The following is an 18,149-nucleotide window of genomic DNA, read 5'->3' on the forward strand; positions in this document are numbered from 1 at the left end:
AGGGGACGCGCCTCGTCCACCATGAAAAAAGGGCCCGAGGGCCCTTTTTCCATCACTGTTGCATTTCTGTCAGTCCGCACTGTCCGTGGGGGCATGTCAGAAGTTCACTTCAACACCGGCCCAGTAGGTGCGTGGCATGCCAGGGCGGGCACCCGCCGGGTTCCAGGATGAGATGTATTCCTCATCCGTGGCGTTCTCGACGCTCACAATACCGCTCACCTGTTCGGTGAAGGCGTAGCGTCCGGAAACATCCACCAGGAACCGGGATTCAATGGTCTCGTCCGCGGGGATAGCGCCGCTGCCGGCCTCGGAACGGGCATCGCTGACGTAGTTGCCGGTCACGTCACCGGACCAGGGACCGGTCTCGATGCCAGCGCTGACGGTCAGCTGATGCTCGGGGATATCCGGCAGCTCATCGCCTTTCTGCGCATCGCCCCAGGAGGCGAATTCGCGGTCAATGTTGTTGCTCGTGAACTCTGACTCGGTGTAGGTGTAGGTCACGCTGAGTGGCAGGTTGAGGCCGAGCTGCTGATCCGCGCCCAGATCGTAGAGTGCTGTTGCTTCCAGGCCCTGGATCTCGACTTCACCACCATTGAAGGTTTCACCGTTCTGGACTTGCTGGCTGTTACACCCGGAGGAGAGGCTGCATTCGGCCAACAGGTTGTCGTAGTCGTTGTAGAATGCGATCAGCTCGGAGGAGAAGGCACCCTGATTGTAGCGTGCGCCCAGCTCGTAGTTGATGCTGGTTTCCTCTTCCGCATCCGGCTTGGAGCCAGCGGGGGAGAAACCACGGTGCACACCCCCCAGCAATGTCAGTGCGTCGCTGACCTGGTAGGTGGCGCCGATGCCCGGTGTGACCACATCGTAGCTGTTCTCCCGGCCACCGCTGACGGTGCTCCGCGCCACATCAGCGAACTCCGTGCGTTCAAGATCAATGGACTCGTAACGCACCCCCGGCATCACCTGCCAGCGGCCGAAGGACATGGTGTTGAGCACGTAGCCGGCAATGGCATCCGCCTCGGTCTTGCGGTTGGAGCCGGTGCGCGGGCCGCCACTGGTGCCGGTGAACACCATGGAGCCGGTCTCCGTCATGGCGTACTCATCGTCCCACTCATGCCGGTCGATTTCGTCCTCGTGGACGCGTAGACCCACGTCCAGGTCGTGCTTGATGTCGCCGGTTTCAAAGCGATAGCCGAGTTCCGTCTGGATGCCCTGGCTGTAGTACTTGCGGTTGCCGGCATCCACCTGGCCGACAAACTCGTTTGAACCACCGAAGGCATTGGCCGAGGAAGGTTCTCCTTTGATCCAGGCCAGTCGATCCGAGAACTGGCCTGGATTTCCAATGATGTTGCTATGGCTTTCACCAGTGTCATCCACTGCTGACAGGCCATTGGAGCTCTGGCTACCACTTGAATCAGCAACACCGCCCAGCTTGTACCAGTTCCGCTCAAAATTGTTCCGGTAGAGCGTGGTGCTCAGGTCGAGATCCTCCGAGAATTCGATGTAGTGGGTCAGGCTGTACTGCTCGCGCTCGCTGTGGAAGCGATCCTGGGCCGAGGCGGCATAGCGGCGGTAGGGATCCTTCCGGAAATCGGAAAGGGTCTGGCCCATGTAGCTTTCGTTGGCGTCGCGCTCGCCCATGCCAACCTTCAGGTCCACCTGCTGGTAGTACTCGGTGCCCGGAGCGGAGTGCCAGCGCAGCTTGCCCACGAATTCGCGGCGTTCAAAACCGGTGTCCTGCTCGCTCAGGTTCTCGCTGCGCTCGCCCTGCACATCACGCGGCGTATCCAGGTCGCGGAAGCCATCGGAACCATCGGTGTAGCCCTCGATCATCCAGCCCCACTGCCCCTCGGAGCCGCCAATGTGGGCATGATGGCGCTCACCGCCGTCGGAGCCGAGCATGGACTGGATGCGGCCACTGAATTCCTCGGATGGGATCGGCGTCGAGATCATGTTGAGGGCGCCGCCATTGGTGTAGGGGCCGTACTGGATGGCGCTGGAGCCCTTGCGGACCTCCACATTGTGCATGCGCCCAACCGGCGGGAAGTAGTAGGCGGAAGGGGCTGCATAGGGAGCAGGAGCGGCCAGGATGCCGTGCTCCATCAGCGTGATCTTGCTGCTGCGGCCGGTAGCCGTGCCCCGCATGCCGATGTTCGGGAAGAGACCGAAACCGTCCTCCTGGCGCATGTTCACGCCCGGGATCTGCCTGAGCACCCGGATGGGGTCACCGTAGTTGTGTCGGTCGAGGGCTTCTTCATCGATTACATGGGCCGAGCCGGGCACATTGCTGATGCGTTCCGGTCCGCCGGTGATGGTCAGCTGATCCAGCCTGAAATCCTGCTGGGATCCGCCTTCCTGAGCCTGGGCGGCGCCGGTTGTGAGTGCAGCGGCAACGGCTAGTGCGAGGGTTCTGCGTCGGGAGTGGATTGTCTGCATGGTTTTCTTTCTTCTCCGCTGGACTGAGCTTGAAGTTGATAAAGAAACGTAATGAGAACGATTATTGTGCGCAAAAGATTATTTAAAGCTTAACGCGGTGTCAATCTTTTATTTTCCTCAGGTTATCCGGAGGGCGTTGAAGGCAGGAACCGGCTGCGGTAGGCCCCCGGCGTCATGCCGGTACGGGCATGGAAGAGCCGGGAAAAGGCGCTGGTGTCTTCGTAACCCACGGCCCGGGTGATTTCCGCCAGGCGCCGGTGGGGCTGTTCCAGCAGTTTCTTGGCCTTTTCCACGCGCAGTTGCTGGAGGTAGCGCAGGGGGGTATCGCCGGTGGCATTGCGGAAGCGGCGCTTGAAGGTGCGCGGGGTCATATGGAAGTGCTCGGCCAGCTGGTCAATGCGGATGGACTCGGCGAGGTGTTCCGCAAGCCAGTCCTGTACCGCGCTGATGGCCTCGTCCTGGTGGTAGCGCCGCGCGTGGATGCTGCCATAGGCGGCCTGGCTTTCCCGGCCCATGTCCATCACGAAGGCCCGGGCCAGGGCACGGGCCGTATCCACGCCGCAGTAGCGCTCCACGAGGAAGAGGCCGAGGTCCAGCCATGCCATGCCGCCGCCGGCGCAGAAGACGTTGTCATCCGCGGTGATCAGCCGGTGGGGGCGCAGGTCCACTTCCGGGTAGCGTTCACGGAACAGGCCACTGTAGCCCCAGTGAGTGGTGGCCTCGCGACCGTCCAGCAGGCCGGCCTCCCCCAAAAGGAAGGCGCCGGTGCAGTTGCTGGCCAGGTCGCGGCCTTCGTCGTGCCACCGCTGGAGGAGGGGAAGCAGCGTCCGGTTGGCATCCAGGGTCCCGTCAATGTCGCCGCCGATGGTGGGAATGATCACCAGATCGGCCTGTGGTGCCGTGTCCCAGCGGCTGCCGGCCATCAGGCTGACGCCATTGACGCAGTGGCAGGGGCCACCGTCAGCGGTCGCGAGGGTAACGCTGAACCTTGGTTCCGGCTGTTGATCGTGGATACGGGCCCAGGTTACGCCCGCCATCCGGAACAGATCCATGACGCCGGTAATGGCGGTGGCCAGGGCTTTCTCAAAGCCGATGATGGTGACCTGGTAGTGCTCGGGTTGGGGCATTCTGGCATCCATGGCTGGCAGGATCCGCCAATATTGTGTCATTGATGACAGTAGGCGGCCATGGTCGGTTGTGGCAGTGTGGGCATGGAATGAATCACTGGAGACCCCATCGCCATGGCCGATACCCTGCTTGACCGACGCGATCTGGCGTTCCAGCTCTACGAAGTGCTGGATACCGAATCCCTGAATGAGCGTGAGCGCTTCAGCGATCACAGCCGGGAGACCTTCGATGCGGTTTTCGATACGGCGGAGCGTATCGCCCGGGAGCAGTTCGCCAGCCACAACAGCCTGGCCGACAGGGAAGAGCCCCGTTTCGAGGACGGCAAAGTCACCATGCGCCCGGAGGTGAAGGCGGCAGTGGAGGCCTACGCCGAGGCCGGCTTCATTGCTGGGCGCTATGATTACGATCTGGGCGGCATGCAGCTGCCAGAGACGGTCATGACCGCCTGCAATGGCTTCTTCATGGCGGCCAATCCCAGCACAGCGGGCTATCCCTTCCTGACCACGGCGGCGGCCAATGTCATCCGCACCTTCGGATCCCGGGAACAGCAGGACTGGTTCCTGCAGCCCATGCTGGAAGGGCGATTCACCGGCACCATGGCGCTGACCGAACCCCAGGCCGGTTCCTCCCTGGCGGATCTGCGCACCAGTGCCAAGCCCACGGACGAGGGGCATTATCTGATCAAGGGCGCCAAGATCTACATCTCCGGGGGCGAGCATGAGCTCAGCGACAACATCGTGAACCTGGTGCTGGCACGCATCCATGGGGCGCCTCCGGGAGTGAAGGGCATCTCGATGTTCATCGTGCCCAAGTACCGGCTGGATGCGGACGGCAATCCCGGGGAGCGCAATGGCGTGGGCCTGGCCGGGCTGATCCACAAGCTCGGGTACCGGGGCACCACCTCCACGGCGCTGAGTTTCGGGGACGATGCGGACTGCCATGGCTATCTGGTGGGCGAGCCCCATCAGGGCCTCAAGTACATGTTCCAGATGATGAACGAGGCCCGTGTGGGTGTCGGTTTCGGGGCTGCCGCCATTGGTTACCGGGGATACCAGCACAGCCTTGAGTACGCCCGTGATCGTCGCCAGGGGAGGCCGCCTTCCGAGAAGGATCCGACCACCGAGCCGGTACCGATCATCCAGCATGCGGACGTGCGGCGCATGCTGCTGGCGCAGAAGTCCTGGATGGAGGGGGCGCTGGCCCTGTGCTTCTATGGCGCGCGGCTGATGGACGACAGCCATACCCACCCGGACGAGGCTCAGCGCCATCAGGCGCGTCAGCTGCTGGATCTTCTGACGCCCGTCATCAAGGCATGGCCTTCCGAGTACGGGCCGAAGGCCAATGATCTTGCCATCCAGGTCTACGGTGGCGCCGGCTACACCCGCGAATACCCGGTGGAGCAGTGCTGGCGGGACAATCGCCTCAACCCCATCCACGAGGGCACCAACGGTATCCAAGCGATGGATCTGCTGGGGCGCAAGGTCTGGCAGGGCAACGGCGAGGCCATCCAGCAGCTGTTCGGAGCCATTCAGGCGGACCTTCAGGAGGCGCCGGACGAGCGCTGCCGGCAATGGGCCTATTCACTGAGCGAAACCCTGCAACAGGCCGGCAAGGTCACCCAGTCCCTGGGGCAGGCGCTGGCCCAGGAGCCCCCGGAGAAGGGGCTGGCCAATGCGAGTGTCTACCTGCGGCTCTTCGGCCACATCTGCGTGGCCTGGATGTGGCTGCGTCAGGCCAATGCGGCCAGTGCCGCCCTGGCTGGTGAGGTCTCGGCGGCTGATGAGGCCTTCTACCAGGGGAAGCTGCAGGCCGCGCAGTATTTCTTCCACTGGGAGCTGCCCACGGTGGCCCAGGACCTGGTCCTGCTGCAGAACCAGGACGACACCTGCTATGCCATGCGCGATGAATGGTTCTGACCACGAAGGGCGGTAGGAGCTTGCGCTGCAAGCGATCCAATCCATCGCGCGCAGGGCGCGCTCCTGCGGTGAAATAACAAGATTCAGGAAATGGGACTATGGCTCTGGTAAATGTTGAAGCGAAGGATCACATCCTGTTCATCGGCCTGAACCGGCCGGAGAAGATGAATGCCATGAACCGGCAGATGTACCACGACATCGCCGCCGCCTACGGCCGGCTGAACCGCGAGCCGGAACTGCGTGTGGGGCTGGTCTATGCCGAAGGGGATCACTTCACCTCGGGCCTGGAACTGGACGACTGGGCGGGCGTATTCGCCAACGGTGAGGGGCTGACCCTGAACGAGGGCGAGATGGACCCCTTCGGAATCGTGGGACCGGCCATGGACAAGCCCGTGGTCTATGCCACCCAGGGGATCTGCTTCACCTGCGGGGTGGAGATGATGCTCAACACGGACATCCGGGTAGCGGCGGACAATACGCGCTATGGCCAGCTGGAAGTCAAACGCGGCATCTTCGCCTGCGGTGGCGCGACCATCCGTCTCCAGGAGGAGATCGGATGGGCCAATGCCCAGCGTTATCTGCTGACCGGGGATGAGTGGAGCGCCTCTCAGGCACATGAGTGGGGGCTGGTGCAGGAGCTGGTGGCGCCCGGAGAGCAGTTTGAGCGTGCCCGTGAACTGGCGGAAAAGGTCGCCAGGGCGGCCCCCCTGGGTGTTCAGGGCAGTCTGCGTTCCTCGCGTATCGCCCGCACAGAGGGGCATGATGCGGCGAAGGCCCGACTGTTTCCGGATCTCGCTCCGGTCATGCGGAGTGAGGATGTCCAGGAAGGCATCCAATCCTTTCTGGAGCGGCGTGAGGCGGTCTTCAAGGGGACCTGAGCGGGCCCGGGGTGGGCGTTCTGCCGGTTGATCCACAGTCTGAGCGCCGATATGCTGCCAACCTTAAGCGTATGTAACGTTGCAAGAGATTGAATACGATGGACGACTGGCAGATCGACGTGGAGAGCCAGAAAGCTCGCCACAGCAGTGGCCTGGAGCTGACGTTCGAGGGGCGCCCCCGGACCAAGCATTTTTCAGGCAGCCCTTCCAGAGTGCCGGATGGTATGCAGTCCCTGGAGCTGGTACGCCTGATCCGTGAGGGCTACCAGGCCTTTGAGGCGGCCTGGCCGGAAGAGGGTGGCCCGCATGTGGCGCAGGCCACCGGCAAGCCGCAGCAGGAAGAGGGCAGTGGCGTCAAGGTCAGCCACCGCCGTCGTCGCAAGCTTTCCCGCAGCAATTCACCAGGGTAGCTCGGACCCGTCCGAGTGCCGGAATACCCCGCTGTTTTCCTGGTTCAGTTCGTCCACCCGCTGGATCAGCCGTTCTGCGGCCTCGCTGGGCGTAATGTGGCCGGTATTGCCGGTCATGGCCGTCTGAACGTAGCCTGGATGCATAATGCCGACACTGATGCCTCTTGGTTGCAGATCCACTGCCAGTGATTGTGAGGCGGCATTGAGTGCAGCCTTCGTCATCCGGTAACCGTAGCGCCCGCCTGAGTCATTGTCTGCGATTGATCCCATCCGGGATGTCATCATGACGACTTTACCGCTTTTGGGGATCAGCTCCAGCAGTGCGGTGGTGACCTTGAGCGGCCCCAGGGTGTTCACCTCGAACTGGGTCTGGATCCGATCCCAGTCCATATCCGCCAGGTTCTCATCGGTCATCAGGCCAGCGTTGTTGTAGAGCACATCGATGGTTTCCCCCTCGAGATTGCGCCGCGCCTTGCCAAGGCTGATGTCGTCGGTGACATCCACGCCTTCGATGATATTCACGCCCAGGGACTTCAACTCATCCGAGGCTGCGCGGCACAGCGCTGTTACCCGGTCACCGCGTTCGTGCCACTGGCGGGCGAGTTCGAGTCCGATGCCACGGTTGGCACCGGTAATGACCACGTGTTGGCTCATGAGTCCTCCTGTCGTGATTTAACTGGTCAGCGCAGGCCTGTCTGGTAACCTGCGCCGTATCAACAGCCTATTACGAAACCATTGAGGAGGAAAACGTGTTGCAGATACAAAGGTCATTACTGGTGGCAGGCATCGCTTTAGCCCTGACAGCACCGGCTGCGGCGCAGGAGTCGGACGAATGGAGCGGCTCGGTTGAACTTGGCCTTGTTGAAACCTCCGGCAATACCGAGGAAACCACGATTTCCGGTGAGGCGGATGTCACCCGCAACTGGAACGACTGGCGGCAGAATGTCCTTCTCCAGTCCCGGTACGCGGAACAGGGCGGGGAGCGGACCGCCGAACGCTATTCCGCGGCGACCCAGCTCGACTATAAGTTCAATCCCAATGACTTCGTTTTTGTCCGGGGCCGTTACTCCAACGATGATTTCAGTGGTTACCAGTTCCAGGCCTCGACCTCGGCCGGCTACGGGCGACGCCTCTGGAGCGAAGGGGACAGCTACTTCGATGTATCGAGCGGTCTGGGTTATCGTTACGGTCGGCTCGATACCCCGGATCCCGAGGAAGGGGAGGAAGAGGAAGACCCCATAGGGCGTCTGGCTGCTGACTTCCGCTATCAGCTGTCAGAAACCGCCCACTTCCGCCAGGAGGCGGAAACCGAAGTGAGTCTGGATGACGGGGATGCCATTTCGCGCTCAGTGACCGCGCTCCAGGCAAACGTGAACAGTTCCCTGGCCATGAAGCTCTCCTACACGGTTGAGCACAATTCCAATCCGCCGACGGGGACTGAGCGGACGGACACGATTACGGCGGTGACGCTGCTCTACGGCTTCTGAGTACCCATGAAAAAGCCCCGCCAGAGGGCGGGGCTTGCAGGCTGATCCAGGCTGACTGTTATTCGGACATCTTGTCCACGCGTTCCTGGATTTCCGGATTGGAGTTGTAGGCCACGGCAATGGCGTTGTATTCCTCAACGGTCATGCCCGCGTCCTCAATCACCTTGACCATCTCGGTCTGGGCTTTCTGCTGGAGTTCGCGTGCCTTGTCCTCGGATTCGGCAGATTCGATCTGGGACACATAATCCTCGCGAACCTTACCGATCTCATCCTGCAGCTCAACAAAGTTCTGGAGTTCTTCGTCGGAGAAGTCGGTGTTCTGCTGCTCCGGGGCACTCATGCTCTGGCCCTGATTCTGCTGGGCCTGACCCGTGCTGCTGTCCTGTGCCACGGCGGTCATGCCGGCAGTACTCAGTGCGAATGCGATGGCTGCGGTCAGTGCTTTCAGTTTCATGTTGGTACCTCCTCAGGGTAACGGGTTGTGTGGTGCGACACCCCAGAGGAAACAACTGCTATGCCAGAACGGCGTCGAATGAATAGATGTTAAATGAAAACGCCTCCCGCAGGAGGCGTTCATGACAGCGGGTAAAGCCTTATTCGCCTGCCATTTCGTCCACTCGCTCCTGGACGTCCGGATTGGAGTTATAGGCCACGGCAATGGCGTTATACTCCTGAACGGACATGCCGGCATCCTCAATGGCGCTGACCATTTCGGACTGGGCTTCCTGCTGAAGCTGGCGCGCCTTGTCCTCGGATTCCGCCGCCTCGATCTGGGAGACGTATTCCTCGCGGATCTTGCCAATGCTGTCCTGAAGATTGACGAACTGCTGCAGCTCTTCGTCCGAGAAGTCCGCCGGCTGCTGGGACTGTTCCATTCCCGGATCCTGCTGGCCTTCGCCGCTGCCGTAATCCTGGGCCAGTGCCTGGGCGCCGGTCAGGCCGAGTGCCAGTGCAAGTGCAAGACTGGTGATTCGAATCATTATGGAAGTCTCCTTTGCTGGATTCGCACTGTCTCGTTGCAGGAGCTGTGCCAGCGCAGGATCACAGTCTGAAAATTGCCGTTTCTTAATCAGTTACTGGTCCCTCTGTTGAGTAAACGCCATGAGTTGGAGTGCCTGAGGGTGTGACATAATGACACATGGGGCGTTGCTGTGTGACATTATGCCACCCATGCTCAGGGAGGAATCGATGAAACATCTGCGTCTGCCCGGCGTCCAGTTCACGCTGATTCTGGCAGTGGTTCTGCCGCTGCTGCTGGTCAGTGGTGTGGCGGTCTACTGGGGGCTGGGCGTGATCCAGTCCCACGATGAGGAGCGTCTCCAGCAGGACCTGGCGCTTCTGGCCCAGGCAACCCGTTATCCGCTCTCCCGGGCGCTCCAGAACGGGGACTATGTCCAGGTCAACGACATCACCACCTCCATCTTCAGTGTGGGGCGTGTCTACGGGGCTTCCGTTTACGATCAGCGTGGCGACCGTGTCTCACAGGTGGGCATTGTGGACCGGGATGTGAGTGACAGCCGCAGCGCAGCGGATGCGGTGGCGCAGGGGGATGACCTGGGAACCTATCGGGAGATTGAGGGCGAGGATGTGTTCTCCCACTTCACGCCGCTGTTCAGCGAGGATGGCCGGATCATCGGGCTGTTGCAGATCACCCGCCAGCGCAGCGATTTCGACCAGAGGCTGGCGGATCTGCGCAACAACGCCTGGTGGATCTGGTCGCTGACCGCCGGTGCCATACTGCTCGTGGCAATCGGCGGGCATTATGGTGGCGTGGGGCGCCACGTTGGCCGGCTTTCCAGCGTCATGGCCCGGGTCCAGGACGGCGACCGGCGCATTCGGGCCCAGTTGCGGGGGCCGCGGGAAACCCGTCAGCTGGCGGCGGCACTCAACGAGATGCTCGACAGCATCGAAGCGGCGGAACAGGAGATCATTGACCAGAAAGCGCGGGAGACGCGGCTTAATCAACGCCTGCAGCACCAGGAGAAAATGGCCATGATCGGGCGGGTGGCCGGCGGTGTCGCCCACGAGCTGGGGGCGCCGCTGAGTGTCATCGACGGCCGCGCCCGCATGCTGGAGCGCCGTACAGGGGATGAGCGTGGTCAGCGCAATCTCGGGGATATACGTCACCAGGTCCAGCGCATGACCCGGATCGTACAGCAGCTTCTGGACTGTTTCCGGCATTCCCCCAGTGCCGCCGAGGAGCGCTTCACCACCGCGCAGTTGATGACCGGCGTGCTCGATGCCCATGGTGATGCCCCTGAAGGGATCACCCTGGAAATCGACAACGCGGCGCCGGAGGCGGTGATCAATGGCGACCGGACACGCTGTGAGCTGGCGGTCTCCAACCTGCTGCGCAATGCCTTTCTGGCGGCCAGCTCCCGGGTCATGCTGAGTGTCCGAAAGGGGCCCCAGGCCATTGCCGTAACCGTCGAGGATGATGGTCCGGGCATCCCGCCCGGTGATCGTGAAGCCGTTCTTGAGCCTTTCCACACCACCCGTGCTTCCGGTGAGGGCACGGGCCTGGGGCTGGCCGTGGTCCGCAGTGTGATGCAGGAACACGGGGGTGCCATCATCATTGGAAGCAGCCGCTGGGGTGGTTGTGCCATGGTACTGCAGTGGCCAAGGGCCGGTGGATCGGAAGGAGGTGAATCCGCATGAGTGTGCGTATCCTGGTCATCGAGGACGATTCGAGCCTGCTGGATCTGCTGCGCGAGGAGCTGGAGGCGGAAGGCTACGAGGTGGTCACCACCCAGCGGGCTGATGAGGGCCTCCGGCTCTGCCAGGAAGGGGCGCCGGATCTGGTGGTATCGGATCTGCGCCTGCCGGACAGCGATGGCATGGCCGTACTGCGGGGGACTCAGGCGCTTCCTGAGCCACCGCTGTTTGTTCTGATCACCGCCTTCGGGACCGTGGATCAGGCGGTGGATGCCCTCAAAGCCGGTGCGGATGAGTTCCTGACCAAGCCCCTGTCCATGGATCACCTGCTTCTGATGATCCGGCGTCTGCTAGAACAGCGGGCGCTGCGCCGTGAGGTGGATGCCTATCGCTCCAGTGGGGATGCCGCCGGTTTCCACGGGATCATTGGTGGCAGCGACCCCATGCATCGGCTGTACGATCAGATCCGGCAGGTGGCAACCGGGGCCATGCCGGTGCTGGTGCTGGGGGAAAGTGGGGTGGGCAAGGAGCTGGTGGCCAGGGCCCTCCATGCGGAGAGCCCGCGGGCGGAGAAACCTTTTGTGGCGGTCAACTGCGCCGGTATTCCCGCGGATCTCATGGAAAGCGAATTCTTCGGCCATGCCAGGGGTGCTTTCACCGGCGCGGATCGGGCGCGGACGGGTCTTTTCGGCCAGGCCGATGGCGGCACACTCCTGCTGGATGAGATCGCGGAAATGCCGCTGGCGCTGCAGGCCAAGCTGCTGCGGGCGTTGCAGGAGGGCAGTATCCGCCCCGTGGGGTCGGATTGCGAGCAGAGCGTGGATGTGCGGGTGATCGCCGCCACCCATCAGGATCTGCAGGCCCGCGTGGCCAACGGTGACTTCCGTGAGGATCTCTACTACCGGCTGGAAGCGCTTGCACTGGAGGTGCCGCCGCTGCGTGAGCGTGCCGATGATATTGAGCTGCTGGCCATGTTTTTTCTGGACGCCTCGCTGCGGCGCAGTGAGCGCGGGGACCTGCGCTTTGATGACGCGGCTCTGGCCTGCCTGCGCGCCTACGACTATCCCGGCAACATCCGTGAGCTGGCCAATGTGGTCGAGCGGGCGGTGACGTTCTGCAATGGCGAGCGCATCCTGCCGGAGCATCTGCCACCGCGGGTGCGGGAAGCGAGTGACGCCGCCGGGTCGCCTCCCGAACCCACGGGTGCGGACACGCAGGGGCTTCTTGCGCCGGGGGAGGCGCTGCCGACACTGGAGACGCTGCAGCAGCGGTATGTGGAGCATGTGCTGGCGCAGGTGGCGGGGAACAAGCGCCAGGCCGCCCGCATTCTGGGCGTGAACCGCCGGACCCTCTATCGCTGGTTATCGGAGGATGGCGAAGACTCCGCGTAACCCGGCAGACGATCCATTTCATCCCATGGCTCGCCATGGGTGCCTTCCCGGCATGCCACCCGCCGGTGCAGCGCGGCCCGGGCCATCATGTGGGCGCTGACCGGGGCCGTGGCGAACAGAAAGACGGTGATCAGTATCTCCTGTGCGCTCAGACCCTCGTGGCCCACGCCGAACCAGATCATGGAGCCCAGCAGTGTGGCGCCCACGCCCAGAGTGCTGGCCTTGGTGGGGCCATGAAGGCGCATGTAGACGTCCGGCATGCGCGCCAGCCCTATGGAACCCAGAAGGGCCACCAGGGCACCGCTGAGCAGCAGCAGTGCGATCAGTGCATCCAACCAGAACGGCAGTGCCATGCTTTCCCCCATCATTCGATCACGTCCCCGCGCACCAGGTACTTGGTCATGGCCACCGTGCTTACGAATCCCATGAGCGCGATCAGCAGGGCCGCTTCGAAGATCAGTGATGAGTCCATGTAGATGCCACCCAGAACGATCACGGCGATGGCATTGACGTTGAGGGTGTCCAGGCCAAGGATCCGGTCGACGATGTCCGGCCCGCGCAGCAGGCGGTACAGGTTCAGAAGCAGGCTCAGGCTGAACAGCGCAAGGGCGATGGGCAGTACTGTGGCGGTCATTCCAGGATCTCCCTGAGCGGTGTCTCGTAGCGTTCGCGGATCTGTTCGATGAGTTCGTCCTCATCGTCCAGATGCAGGACATGCACCAGCAGGTAGGCCCGGTCCGGGCTCAGGCCCGCGGACACCGTGCCCGGAGTCAGCGAGATGCTGCTGGCCAGCATGGTGATGGCGAACTCATTGGTCAGCGACAGGGGGTAACGCACGAATGCCGGCGTCAGCGTATCCGGATCGCGCAGGATCAGTCGTGCCACACTCAGGTTCGAGCGCAGTATGTCCACCAGCAGCCGCAGCATGTACAGCAGCAGGCGGCCCGGGTTGTGCAGGTGCGGACGTTCCGGCCAGAACTGCTGGGTCGAGAAGGGGATCAGCCAGCCCAGCACCGCCCCGATCAGCACCTGCCCCGGGCTGATCGAGTTGACCAGCAGCAGCCAGAGCACCAGCAGGAACAGCGAAAAGTGGGGCCTGGGCCACCAGTGGGTCAGCTGCGGCATCAGTGTCATGTCAGTGCCCTCCCGTCAGTCTGAGCCCGGCCTCATGGACCGCCCTCACGTAATCACCGGGCGCCATCAGCTGTGCCGCTACTGACCGGGTATAGTCCATCAACGGTGCTGCGGCCAGGCTCAGCACCAGTCCGGCCCCTACCAGAACGATCACACAGGCGAGCCGAACCCGGTCGGCCCTCATGTCATGATCCCGTTCCGGTGACTGGCGCCAGAAGAACTTGCTGCCCGCCCGGCTGAGTGCCACCAGCATCAGGAAGCCGGCCCCGAGCAGAAGCGGCCAGAAAATTCCGGCGGCGCCTTCCGCGAGGCTCGCCTGGAGCATCCAGGCCTTGCTGACAAAACCGCTGAACGGCGGAAGCCCGGCCAGCGCCACTGCGCCAAAGCAGAACAGGATACCCAGGGTTCGCCTGTCCTTCATGGCGGCGGTGACGACCATGTAGTCTCCGGCTGCACCGCGCTGGCGGGCAATCAGGTCCGCGAACAGGAAGAAGCCTCCGGTTAGCAGTGTGGTGTGCACCAGATAGAAGAGCGCGGCGGCCAGGGCTTCGGTACTGCCCAGGGCAATGATCGCCATGAGGGTGCCTGTGGAGACGATGACCATGTAGGCGGTCATGTTGCGCAGGCTGGTGGCGCCCAGAACCCCGATGCCACCCAGCGCCAGCGTGGCCAGCGCGAGGGGCCAGAGCCACTGCCAGGCGGTCAGGGCCGCCAGTGGTTGATCCAGGGCGAACACCAGCGGAAAGACACGGATCATGGCGTACAGGCCGACCTTGGTCATGACCGCAAACAGGGCCGCTACTGGTGCGGCTGCCGCAGTGTAGGCGCGTGGCAGCCAGAACAGCAGCGGCAGCAGGGCCGCCTTGACTCCGAAAACCACCAGCAGCACCAGGGAGGCGGCCTGCAGAAGCGGCTGGTCGGCCTGTGGCGCATTGCTGATGCGTGTGGCCAGATCCGCCATGTTCAGTGTGCCCGTGAGGCCGTAGAGCATGCCCAGTGCCAGCAGGAAGAGCGCCGAGCCGATCAGGTTGATGATCACATAGTGCAGCCCGGCCCGGCTGCGTGCGGTGCCCCCGCCGTGCAGCAGCAGGGCGTAGGAAGCGATCAGCAGTACCTCGAAGAAGACGAAGAGGTTGAAGATGTCGCCGGTCAGGAAGGCGCCGTTGAGCCCCATGAGCTGGAACTGGAAGAGGGCGTGGAAATGGGCGCCGGCATCGTCATCACCCCGGCAGGCGTAGATGAGCGCCGGCACGGCCAGGGTGGCGGTCAGCACCAGCATCAGTACGCTCAGCCGGTCCGGAACCAGCACAATCCCGAAAGGTGGCGCCCAGCCACCGAGGGCATAGACCAGCCGTCCGTGCTCCAGGACCATGCTCCCCAGCCAGAGCACCAGGCCGAGACCGGCCACAGTGGCGCCCAGGCTGATGAAGCGCTGGGCGTTCAGGCCCAGGCGCGGCAGGGTGACCAGCAGTGCTCCGGTGATCAGGGGCAGAAGTATGGGCAGGACCGGCAGGTGATTCATGGGCGCCAGTCCTCCTCGGGATCCACGCCGTCAACGTGGTCATTGCGCAGCTCCACCGCGGCGCGCAGGGCGAGCACCACCACGAACGCCGTCATGGCGAAGCTGATCACGATGGCTGTCAGCACCAGTGCCTGGGGCAGAGGGTCCGTTGGGTCCGCGGACTCACCGATGACCGCCGGGGCCGCCAGTGCCAGCCGGCCACTGGCGAACAGGAAGAGGTTGACGCCATGGGACAGAAGGGTCAGTCCCATGATGACCGGGAAGGTGCGACCGCGCAGCACCAGGTAGATGCCACAGGCGGTGAGCACGCCGACAGCAATGGCGTAGAGTGCTTCCATCTATCCGATCTCCTTGCCGGGGCCGTGCACGGTCATGAGTTTGCCCAGGTTGGCGAGGATCAGCAGTGTGGCCCCGACCACGGTGGTGAAGACGCCCAGGTCGAACAGCAGCGCGGTGGCCAGCTCCAGATGACCCAGCAGGGGCAGTTTGTAATGCCCGAACCAGGAGCTGAGGAACGCTTCGCCGAACACCAGGCTGCCCAGCCCGGTGCCGCAGGCAAGCAGCAGCCCCAGCCCGATCAGGGGCCGGAAGGGTGTGAGCATGCGTTCATGGGCCCAGGCAAGACTGCCGGCCATGTACTGCAGTGAGAGCGCAACCGCCGTGATCAGTCCGGCGATGAAACCGCCACCAGGCATGTTGTGCCCACGCAGGAAGATGTAGGCCGAGACCATCAGCGCTATGGGCAGTATCGGCCGCGCCATGGTGCGCAGGATCAGCGGGTGGGGATTCGAGGCCCAGTACTGGTCCCGCTCCTGCGGGATACGGTCCTTGAGCTGGAGGTTGCGGGTCAGGGCGAAGACGGCCACGGCTGCGATTCCCAGCACCGTGATCTCGCCCAGGGTATCGAAGCCGCGGAAATCCACCAGTATGACATTGACCACATTGCTCCCGCCGCCACCCGGTTTGCTCTGGCTCAGGAAGAAGTCCGCGATGGTGCTGTGGGGGCGGGTCATGATCGCGAAGGACACCAGTCCGACACCGAGCCCACCCAGAGTGGCAACGCCCAGGTCACGACCCTTTCGCAACCGGCTCGACTCAAGGGGCGTGGTCTGTGGCAGGAAGGACAGGGCCAGCATCATGATGATCACCGCCATAACCTCGACCGAGAGCTGTGTCAGCGCCAGGTCCGGCGCCGAGAAGCGGGCAAAGGTGAGAGTGACGAAAAGCCCGGCGCTGCCAAGCAGGAGCAGGGCGAACAGGCGCTGGTGGTGGCCGAGCACCACCCCTACCGCCGAGGCCATCAGCAGTACCAGGCCCAGACCGGTCAGGGGATCCACGGGGGTCATGGTCTCGCCACCGTGCCACTGGATGCCGGAAAGCAGAACCGGTCCGGCCAGCACAATGGCCGAGAGGATGATCAGGGCGATGTAGCGCTGGACCGAGCCGTTCTCCAGTGCATGGACCAGCCGTTCGGCCGTACCGCCGGCGCGGGTCATCAGCCATTCAAAGATCTCACGGGCATCGGCCGGAGGCAGCTGGTCGTAAAGCCGGAACAGTGGCTCCCGGGCCATGTAGACGAGCAGACCGCCAAGCATGGCCGCCAGGCTCATGAAGAAGGCGGTGCCGATGTGGTGGAGCTGGTGCATGTCGTAGTCGGGCAGGGCGCTGCCTGCCGCCGCGGAGGCGACGGGGCCGATGAGACCATGGACCACCGACTCGGCATGCCAGCTCACCAGCACCACCGCCAGCGCCAGCACGGCAGCCGGGACCTGTATGCCCACGCCGGGGTTCTTAGGGGGCCAGACCGGCAGATCCTGCGGTTTACCGTTGAAGAACACGTTGTGGAAGATGCGGAAGGAATAGGCGGCGGAGAACAGGCCGGCAATGGCGGCCAGTGCCGGTGTGAGCCATTGCAGGGGCGGCATCACGGATGCGTTCATGCTCTCGATGAAGAACATCTTCTTGCTCAGATAACCGCCAAGCAGCGGCAGCCCGGCCATGGAGGCGGCGGCCACGGCGCTGATGACTGTCAGAGCCGGAAGTGTTCGCCACAGGCCGTTGATGCGGCGCATGTCCCGGGTGCCGGTTGCCTTCTGGACGGCGCCGGCCATCATGAACAGCGGTGCCTTGAACAGGGCATGGTTCAGCAGGTGGAAGAGCGCGGCCACCATAGCCATGCGTGTGCTCAGCCCCACCAGGAGGGTGATCAGCCCGAGATGGCTGACGGTGGAATAGGCCAGAAGCTCCTTGGTGTCATGCTTGAACATGGCGATGAAGGCGCCCGTCAGCAGTGTGGCCATGCCGGCGGTTGAAATGCTGTAGAGCCAGGCGTCCGTGTCCCCCAGGGCGGGGTGGAGCCGGGCCAGGAGGAAGATGCCGGCTTTCACCATGGTGGCCGAGTGCAGGTAGGCGGAGACCGGCGTGGGCGCCGTCATGGCATTCGGCAGCCAGAGGTGGAACGGGAACTGGGCGGACTTGGTCATGGCGCCGATGAGGACCAGGCCGAGCATCCAGGGGTAGAGCGGGTCCGACGTCAGTGCTGTTTCCGGTGCCAGGATGTCACTCAGCTGGAAACTGCCCACGCTGTTACCGATCAGCAGAACCCCCGCCATCAGTGCCAGCCCGCCACCGCCGGTAATCACCAGGGTCATACGCGCGCCACGGCGGGCCGGGCGTTCGTCTTGGTGGAAGCCGATCAGGACAAAGGACACCAGGCTGGTCATCTCCCAGAACACCAGCATGAACAGCAGGTTCTCGGAGGTCACGATGCCCAGCATGGCGCCCATGAAGGCCAGCATCAGCGAATGGAAGCGCACGGCCCCGTGCTTGCCGGCGAAATAGAAATGGGCGTAGAGCGTGATCAGCAGGCCCATGCCGGCGATGATGAGCGCGAAGAAAAGCCCCAGTGCATCCAGCCGGAAGGCCGGCGAGAGACCGATCCCGGGCAGCCAGGGGTAGTGTCCGATGAGAATGGCGCCTCCCAGAACATCCGGGGCCTGGCTCAGCAGCACGCTGACCACGGTGATTCCGATGGCTCCGGCAATCAGGGCAGGCAGGATCGCTGTCGAGCGCCGCGAGACCAGCGGCGTAATCAGGGCCCCGAGCAGGGGCAGCGCGACAATCGACAGCAGCATCATGAACGCAGGTATCCTTGAGTTCCGACGCCGCGAAGGGTAATGGACGGGGGCTGGA

At 63.3% G+C, this 18,149-nt stretch carries 17 protein-coding genes; 6 read left to right on the top strand and 11 right to left on the bottom strand.

The window, feature by feature from the left end; translation table 11 throughout:
* Nucleotides 1-96: 96 nt before the first annotated feature.
* Both GLW01_RS12915 and GLW01_RS12920 read right to left on the bottom strand, forming a co-directional pair.
* Nucleotides 97-2,436: a TonB-dependent receptor family protein gene (locus GLW01_RS12915; protein ID WP_160899291.1), complete on the bottom strand. Its 2,340-nt coding sequence runs from the start codon at nucleotides 2,434-2,436 to the stop codon at nucleotides 97-99.
* 122 nt (nucleotides 2,437-2,558) lie between these two features.
* Nucleotides 2,559-3,563, bottom strand: coding sequence for a GlxA family transcriptional regulator (locus GLW01_RS12920; protein ID WP_151440380.1), 1,005 nt, complete (start codon nucleotides 3,561-3,563; stop codon nucleotides 2,559-2,561).
* A gap of 114 nt (nucleotides 3,564-3,677) precedes the next feature.
* Here GLW01_RS12920 and GLW01_RS12925 point away from each other — a divergent pair, with 114 nt between their 5' ends.
* The 3 genes from GLW01_RS12925 (at nucleotide 3,678) to GLW01_RS12935 (ending at nucleotide 6,768) form a co-directional block, all read left to right on the top strand.
* Nucleotides 3,678-5,480, top strand: coding sequence for an acyl-CoA dehydrogenase (locus GLW01_RS12925; protein ID WP_160899292.1), 1,803 nt, complete (start codon nucleotides 3,678-3,680; stop codon nucleotides 5,478-5,480).
* Nucleotides 5,481-5,578: 98 nt separating this feature from the next.
* The gene (locus tag GLW01_RS12930; RefSeq protein ID WP_151440378.1) at nucleotides 5,579-6,358 is read left to right on the top strand and encodes a crotonase/enoyl-CoA hydratase family protein; all 780 of its coding nucleotides are present in this window, start codon (nucleotides 5,579-5,581) and stop codon (nucleotides 6,356-6,358) included.
* A gap of 98 nt (nucleotides 6,359-6,456) precedes the next feature.
* Complete coding sequence (locus GLW01_RS12935) at nucleotides 6,457-6,768, top strand: hypothetical protein (RefSeq protein WP_151440377.1); 312 nt, start codon at nucleotides 6,457-6,459, stop codon at nucleotides 6,766-6,768.
* Here the strand turns inward: GLW01_RS12935 and GLW01_RS12940 are convergent.
* Nucleotides 6,757-7,422 carry an SDR family oxidoreductase gene (locus GLW01_RS12940; RefSeq protein ID WP_151440376.1) on the bottom strand — a complete coding sequence of 222 codons (666 nt, stop codon included), beginning with the start codon at nucleotides 7,420-7,422 and terminating at the stop codon, nucleotides 6,757-6,759. The two genes, GLW01_RS12935 and GLW01_RS12940, sit on opposite strands and share 12 nt — an antisense overlap.
* 95 nt (nucleotides 7,423-7,517) lie before the next feature.
* On the opposite strand from GLW01_RS12940, the gene GLW01_RS12945 reads away from it, so the two are divergent.
* On the top strand, nucleotides 7,518-8,255 hold the full coding sequence (locus GLW01_RS12945; RefSeq protein WP_160899293.1) for a DUF481 domain-containing protein: 738 nt from the start codon (nucleotides 7,518-7,520) through the stop codon (nucleotides 8,253-8,255).
* 58 nt (nucleotides 8,256-8,313) lie between these two features.
* Here GLW01_RS12945 and GLW01_RS12950 read toward each other — a convergent pair whose 3' ends face one another.
* Together GLW01_RS12950 and GLW01_RS12955 are read right to left on the bottom strand one after the other, a co-directional pair.
* Nucleotides 8,314-8,709 (bottom strand): DUF4168 domain-containing protein, encoded by a 396-nt coding sequence (locus GLW01_RS12950; protein WP_151440374.1) that lies wholly within the window; start codon nucleotides 8,707-8,709, stop codon nucleotides 8,314-8,316.
* Nucleotides 8,710-8,848: 139 nt separating this feature from the next.
* Nucleotides 8,849-9,235 carry a DUF4168 domain-containing protein gene (locus GLW01_RS12955; RefSeq protein WP_151440373.1) on the bottom strand — a complete coding sequence of 129 codons (387 nt, stop codon included), beginning with the start codon at nucleotides 9,233-9,235 and terminating at the stop codon, nucleotides 8,849-8,851.
* A 208-nt stretch (nucleotides 9,236-9,443) separates the two neighbouring features.
* On the opposite strand from GLW01_RS12955, the gene GLW01_RS12960 reads away from it, so the two are divergent.
* Both GLW01_RS12960 and GLW01_RS12965 read left to right on the top strand, forming a co-directional pair.
* Nucleotides 9,444-10,913 carry a sensor histidine kinase gene (locus tag GLW01_RS12960; RefSeq protein ID WP_160899294.1) on the top strand — a complete coding sequence of 490 codons (1,470 nt, stop codon included), beginning with the start codon at nucleotides 9,444-9,446 and terminating at the stop codon, nucleotides 10,911-10,913.
* Complete coding sequence (locus GLW01_RS12965) at nucleotides 10,910-12,301, top strand: sigma-54-dependent transcriptional regulator (protein ID WP_160899295.1); 1,392 nt, start codon at nucleotides 10,910-10,912, stop codon at nucleotides 12,299-12,301. Before GLW01_RS12960 ends, GLW01_RS12965 begins: the two co-directional genes overlap by 4 nt.
* Here GLW01_RS12965 and GLW01_RS12970 read toward each other — a convergent pair.
* The 6 genes from GLW01_RS12970 to GLW01_RS12995 are packed head-to-tail and all read right to left on the bottom strand — an operon-like array spanning nucleotide 12,262 to nucleotide 18,094.
* The gene (locus GLW01_RS12970; RefSeq protein ID WP_237416583.1) at nucleotides 12,262-12,669 is read right to left on the bottom strand and encodes a Na+/H+ antiporter subunit G; all 408 of its coding nucleotides are present in this window, start codon (nucleotides 12,667-12,669) and stop codon (nucleotides 12,262-12,264) included. The genes GLW01_RS12965 and GLW01_RS12970 overlap by 40 nt on opposite strands.
* Nucleotides 12,666-12,935 (bottom strand): K+/H+ antiporter subunit F, encoded by a 270-nt coding sequence (locus GLW01_RS12975; protein ID WP_095618116.1) that lies wholly within the window; start codon nucleotides 12,933-12,935, stop codon nucleotides 12,666-12,668. The genes GLW01_RS12970 and GLW01_RS12975 overlap by 4 nt, the downstream gene beginning before the upstream one ends.
* A complete protein-coding gene (locus GLW01_RS12980) occupies nucleotides 12,932-13,435 on the bottom strand; it encodes a Na+/H+ antiporter subunit E (RefSeq protein ID WP_160899296.1) in 504 nt (167 codons plus the stop codon). The genes GLW01_RS12975 and GLW01_RS12980 overlap by 4 nt, the downstream gene beginning before the upstream one ends.
* Before the next feature lies 1 nt (nucleotide 13,436).
* Nucleotides 13,437-14,957 (bottom strand): monovalent cation/H+ antiporter subunit D, encoded by a 1,521-nt coding sequence (locus GLW01_RS12985; protein ID WP_160899297.1) that lies wholly within the window; start codon nucleotides 14,955-14,957, stop codon nucleotides 13,437-13,439.
* A complete protein-coding gene (locus GLW01_RS12990) occupies nucleotides 14,954-15,295 on the bottom strand; it encodes a Na+/H+ antiporter subunit C (protein WP_077529163.1) in 342 nt (113 codons plus the stop codon). The genes GLW01_RS12985 and GLW01_RS12990 overlap by 4 nt, the downstream gene beginning before the upstream one ends.
* Nucleotides 15,296-18,094: a monovalent cation/H+ antiporter subunit A gene (locus GLW01_RS12995; protein WP_160899298.1), complete on the bottom strand. Its 2,799-nt coding sequence runs from the start codon at nucleotides 18,092-18,094 to the stop codon at nucleotides 15,296-15,298.
* Nucleotides 18,095-18,149 lie beyond the last annotated feature (55 nt).

The organism is Vreelandella halophila (assembly GCF_009856365.1).
Taxonomy (GTDB): domain Bacteria; phylum Pseudomonadota; class Gammaproteobacteria; order Pseudomonadales; family Oleiphilaceae; genus Halospina; species Halospina utahensis_B.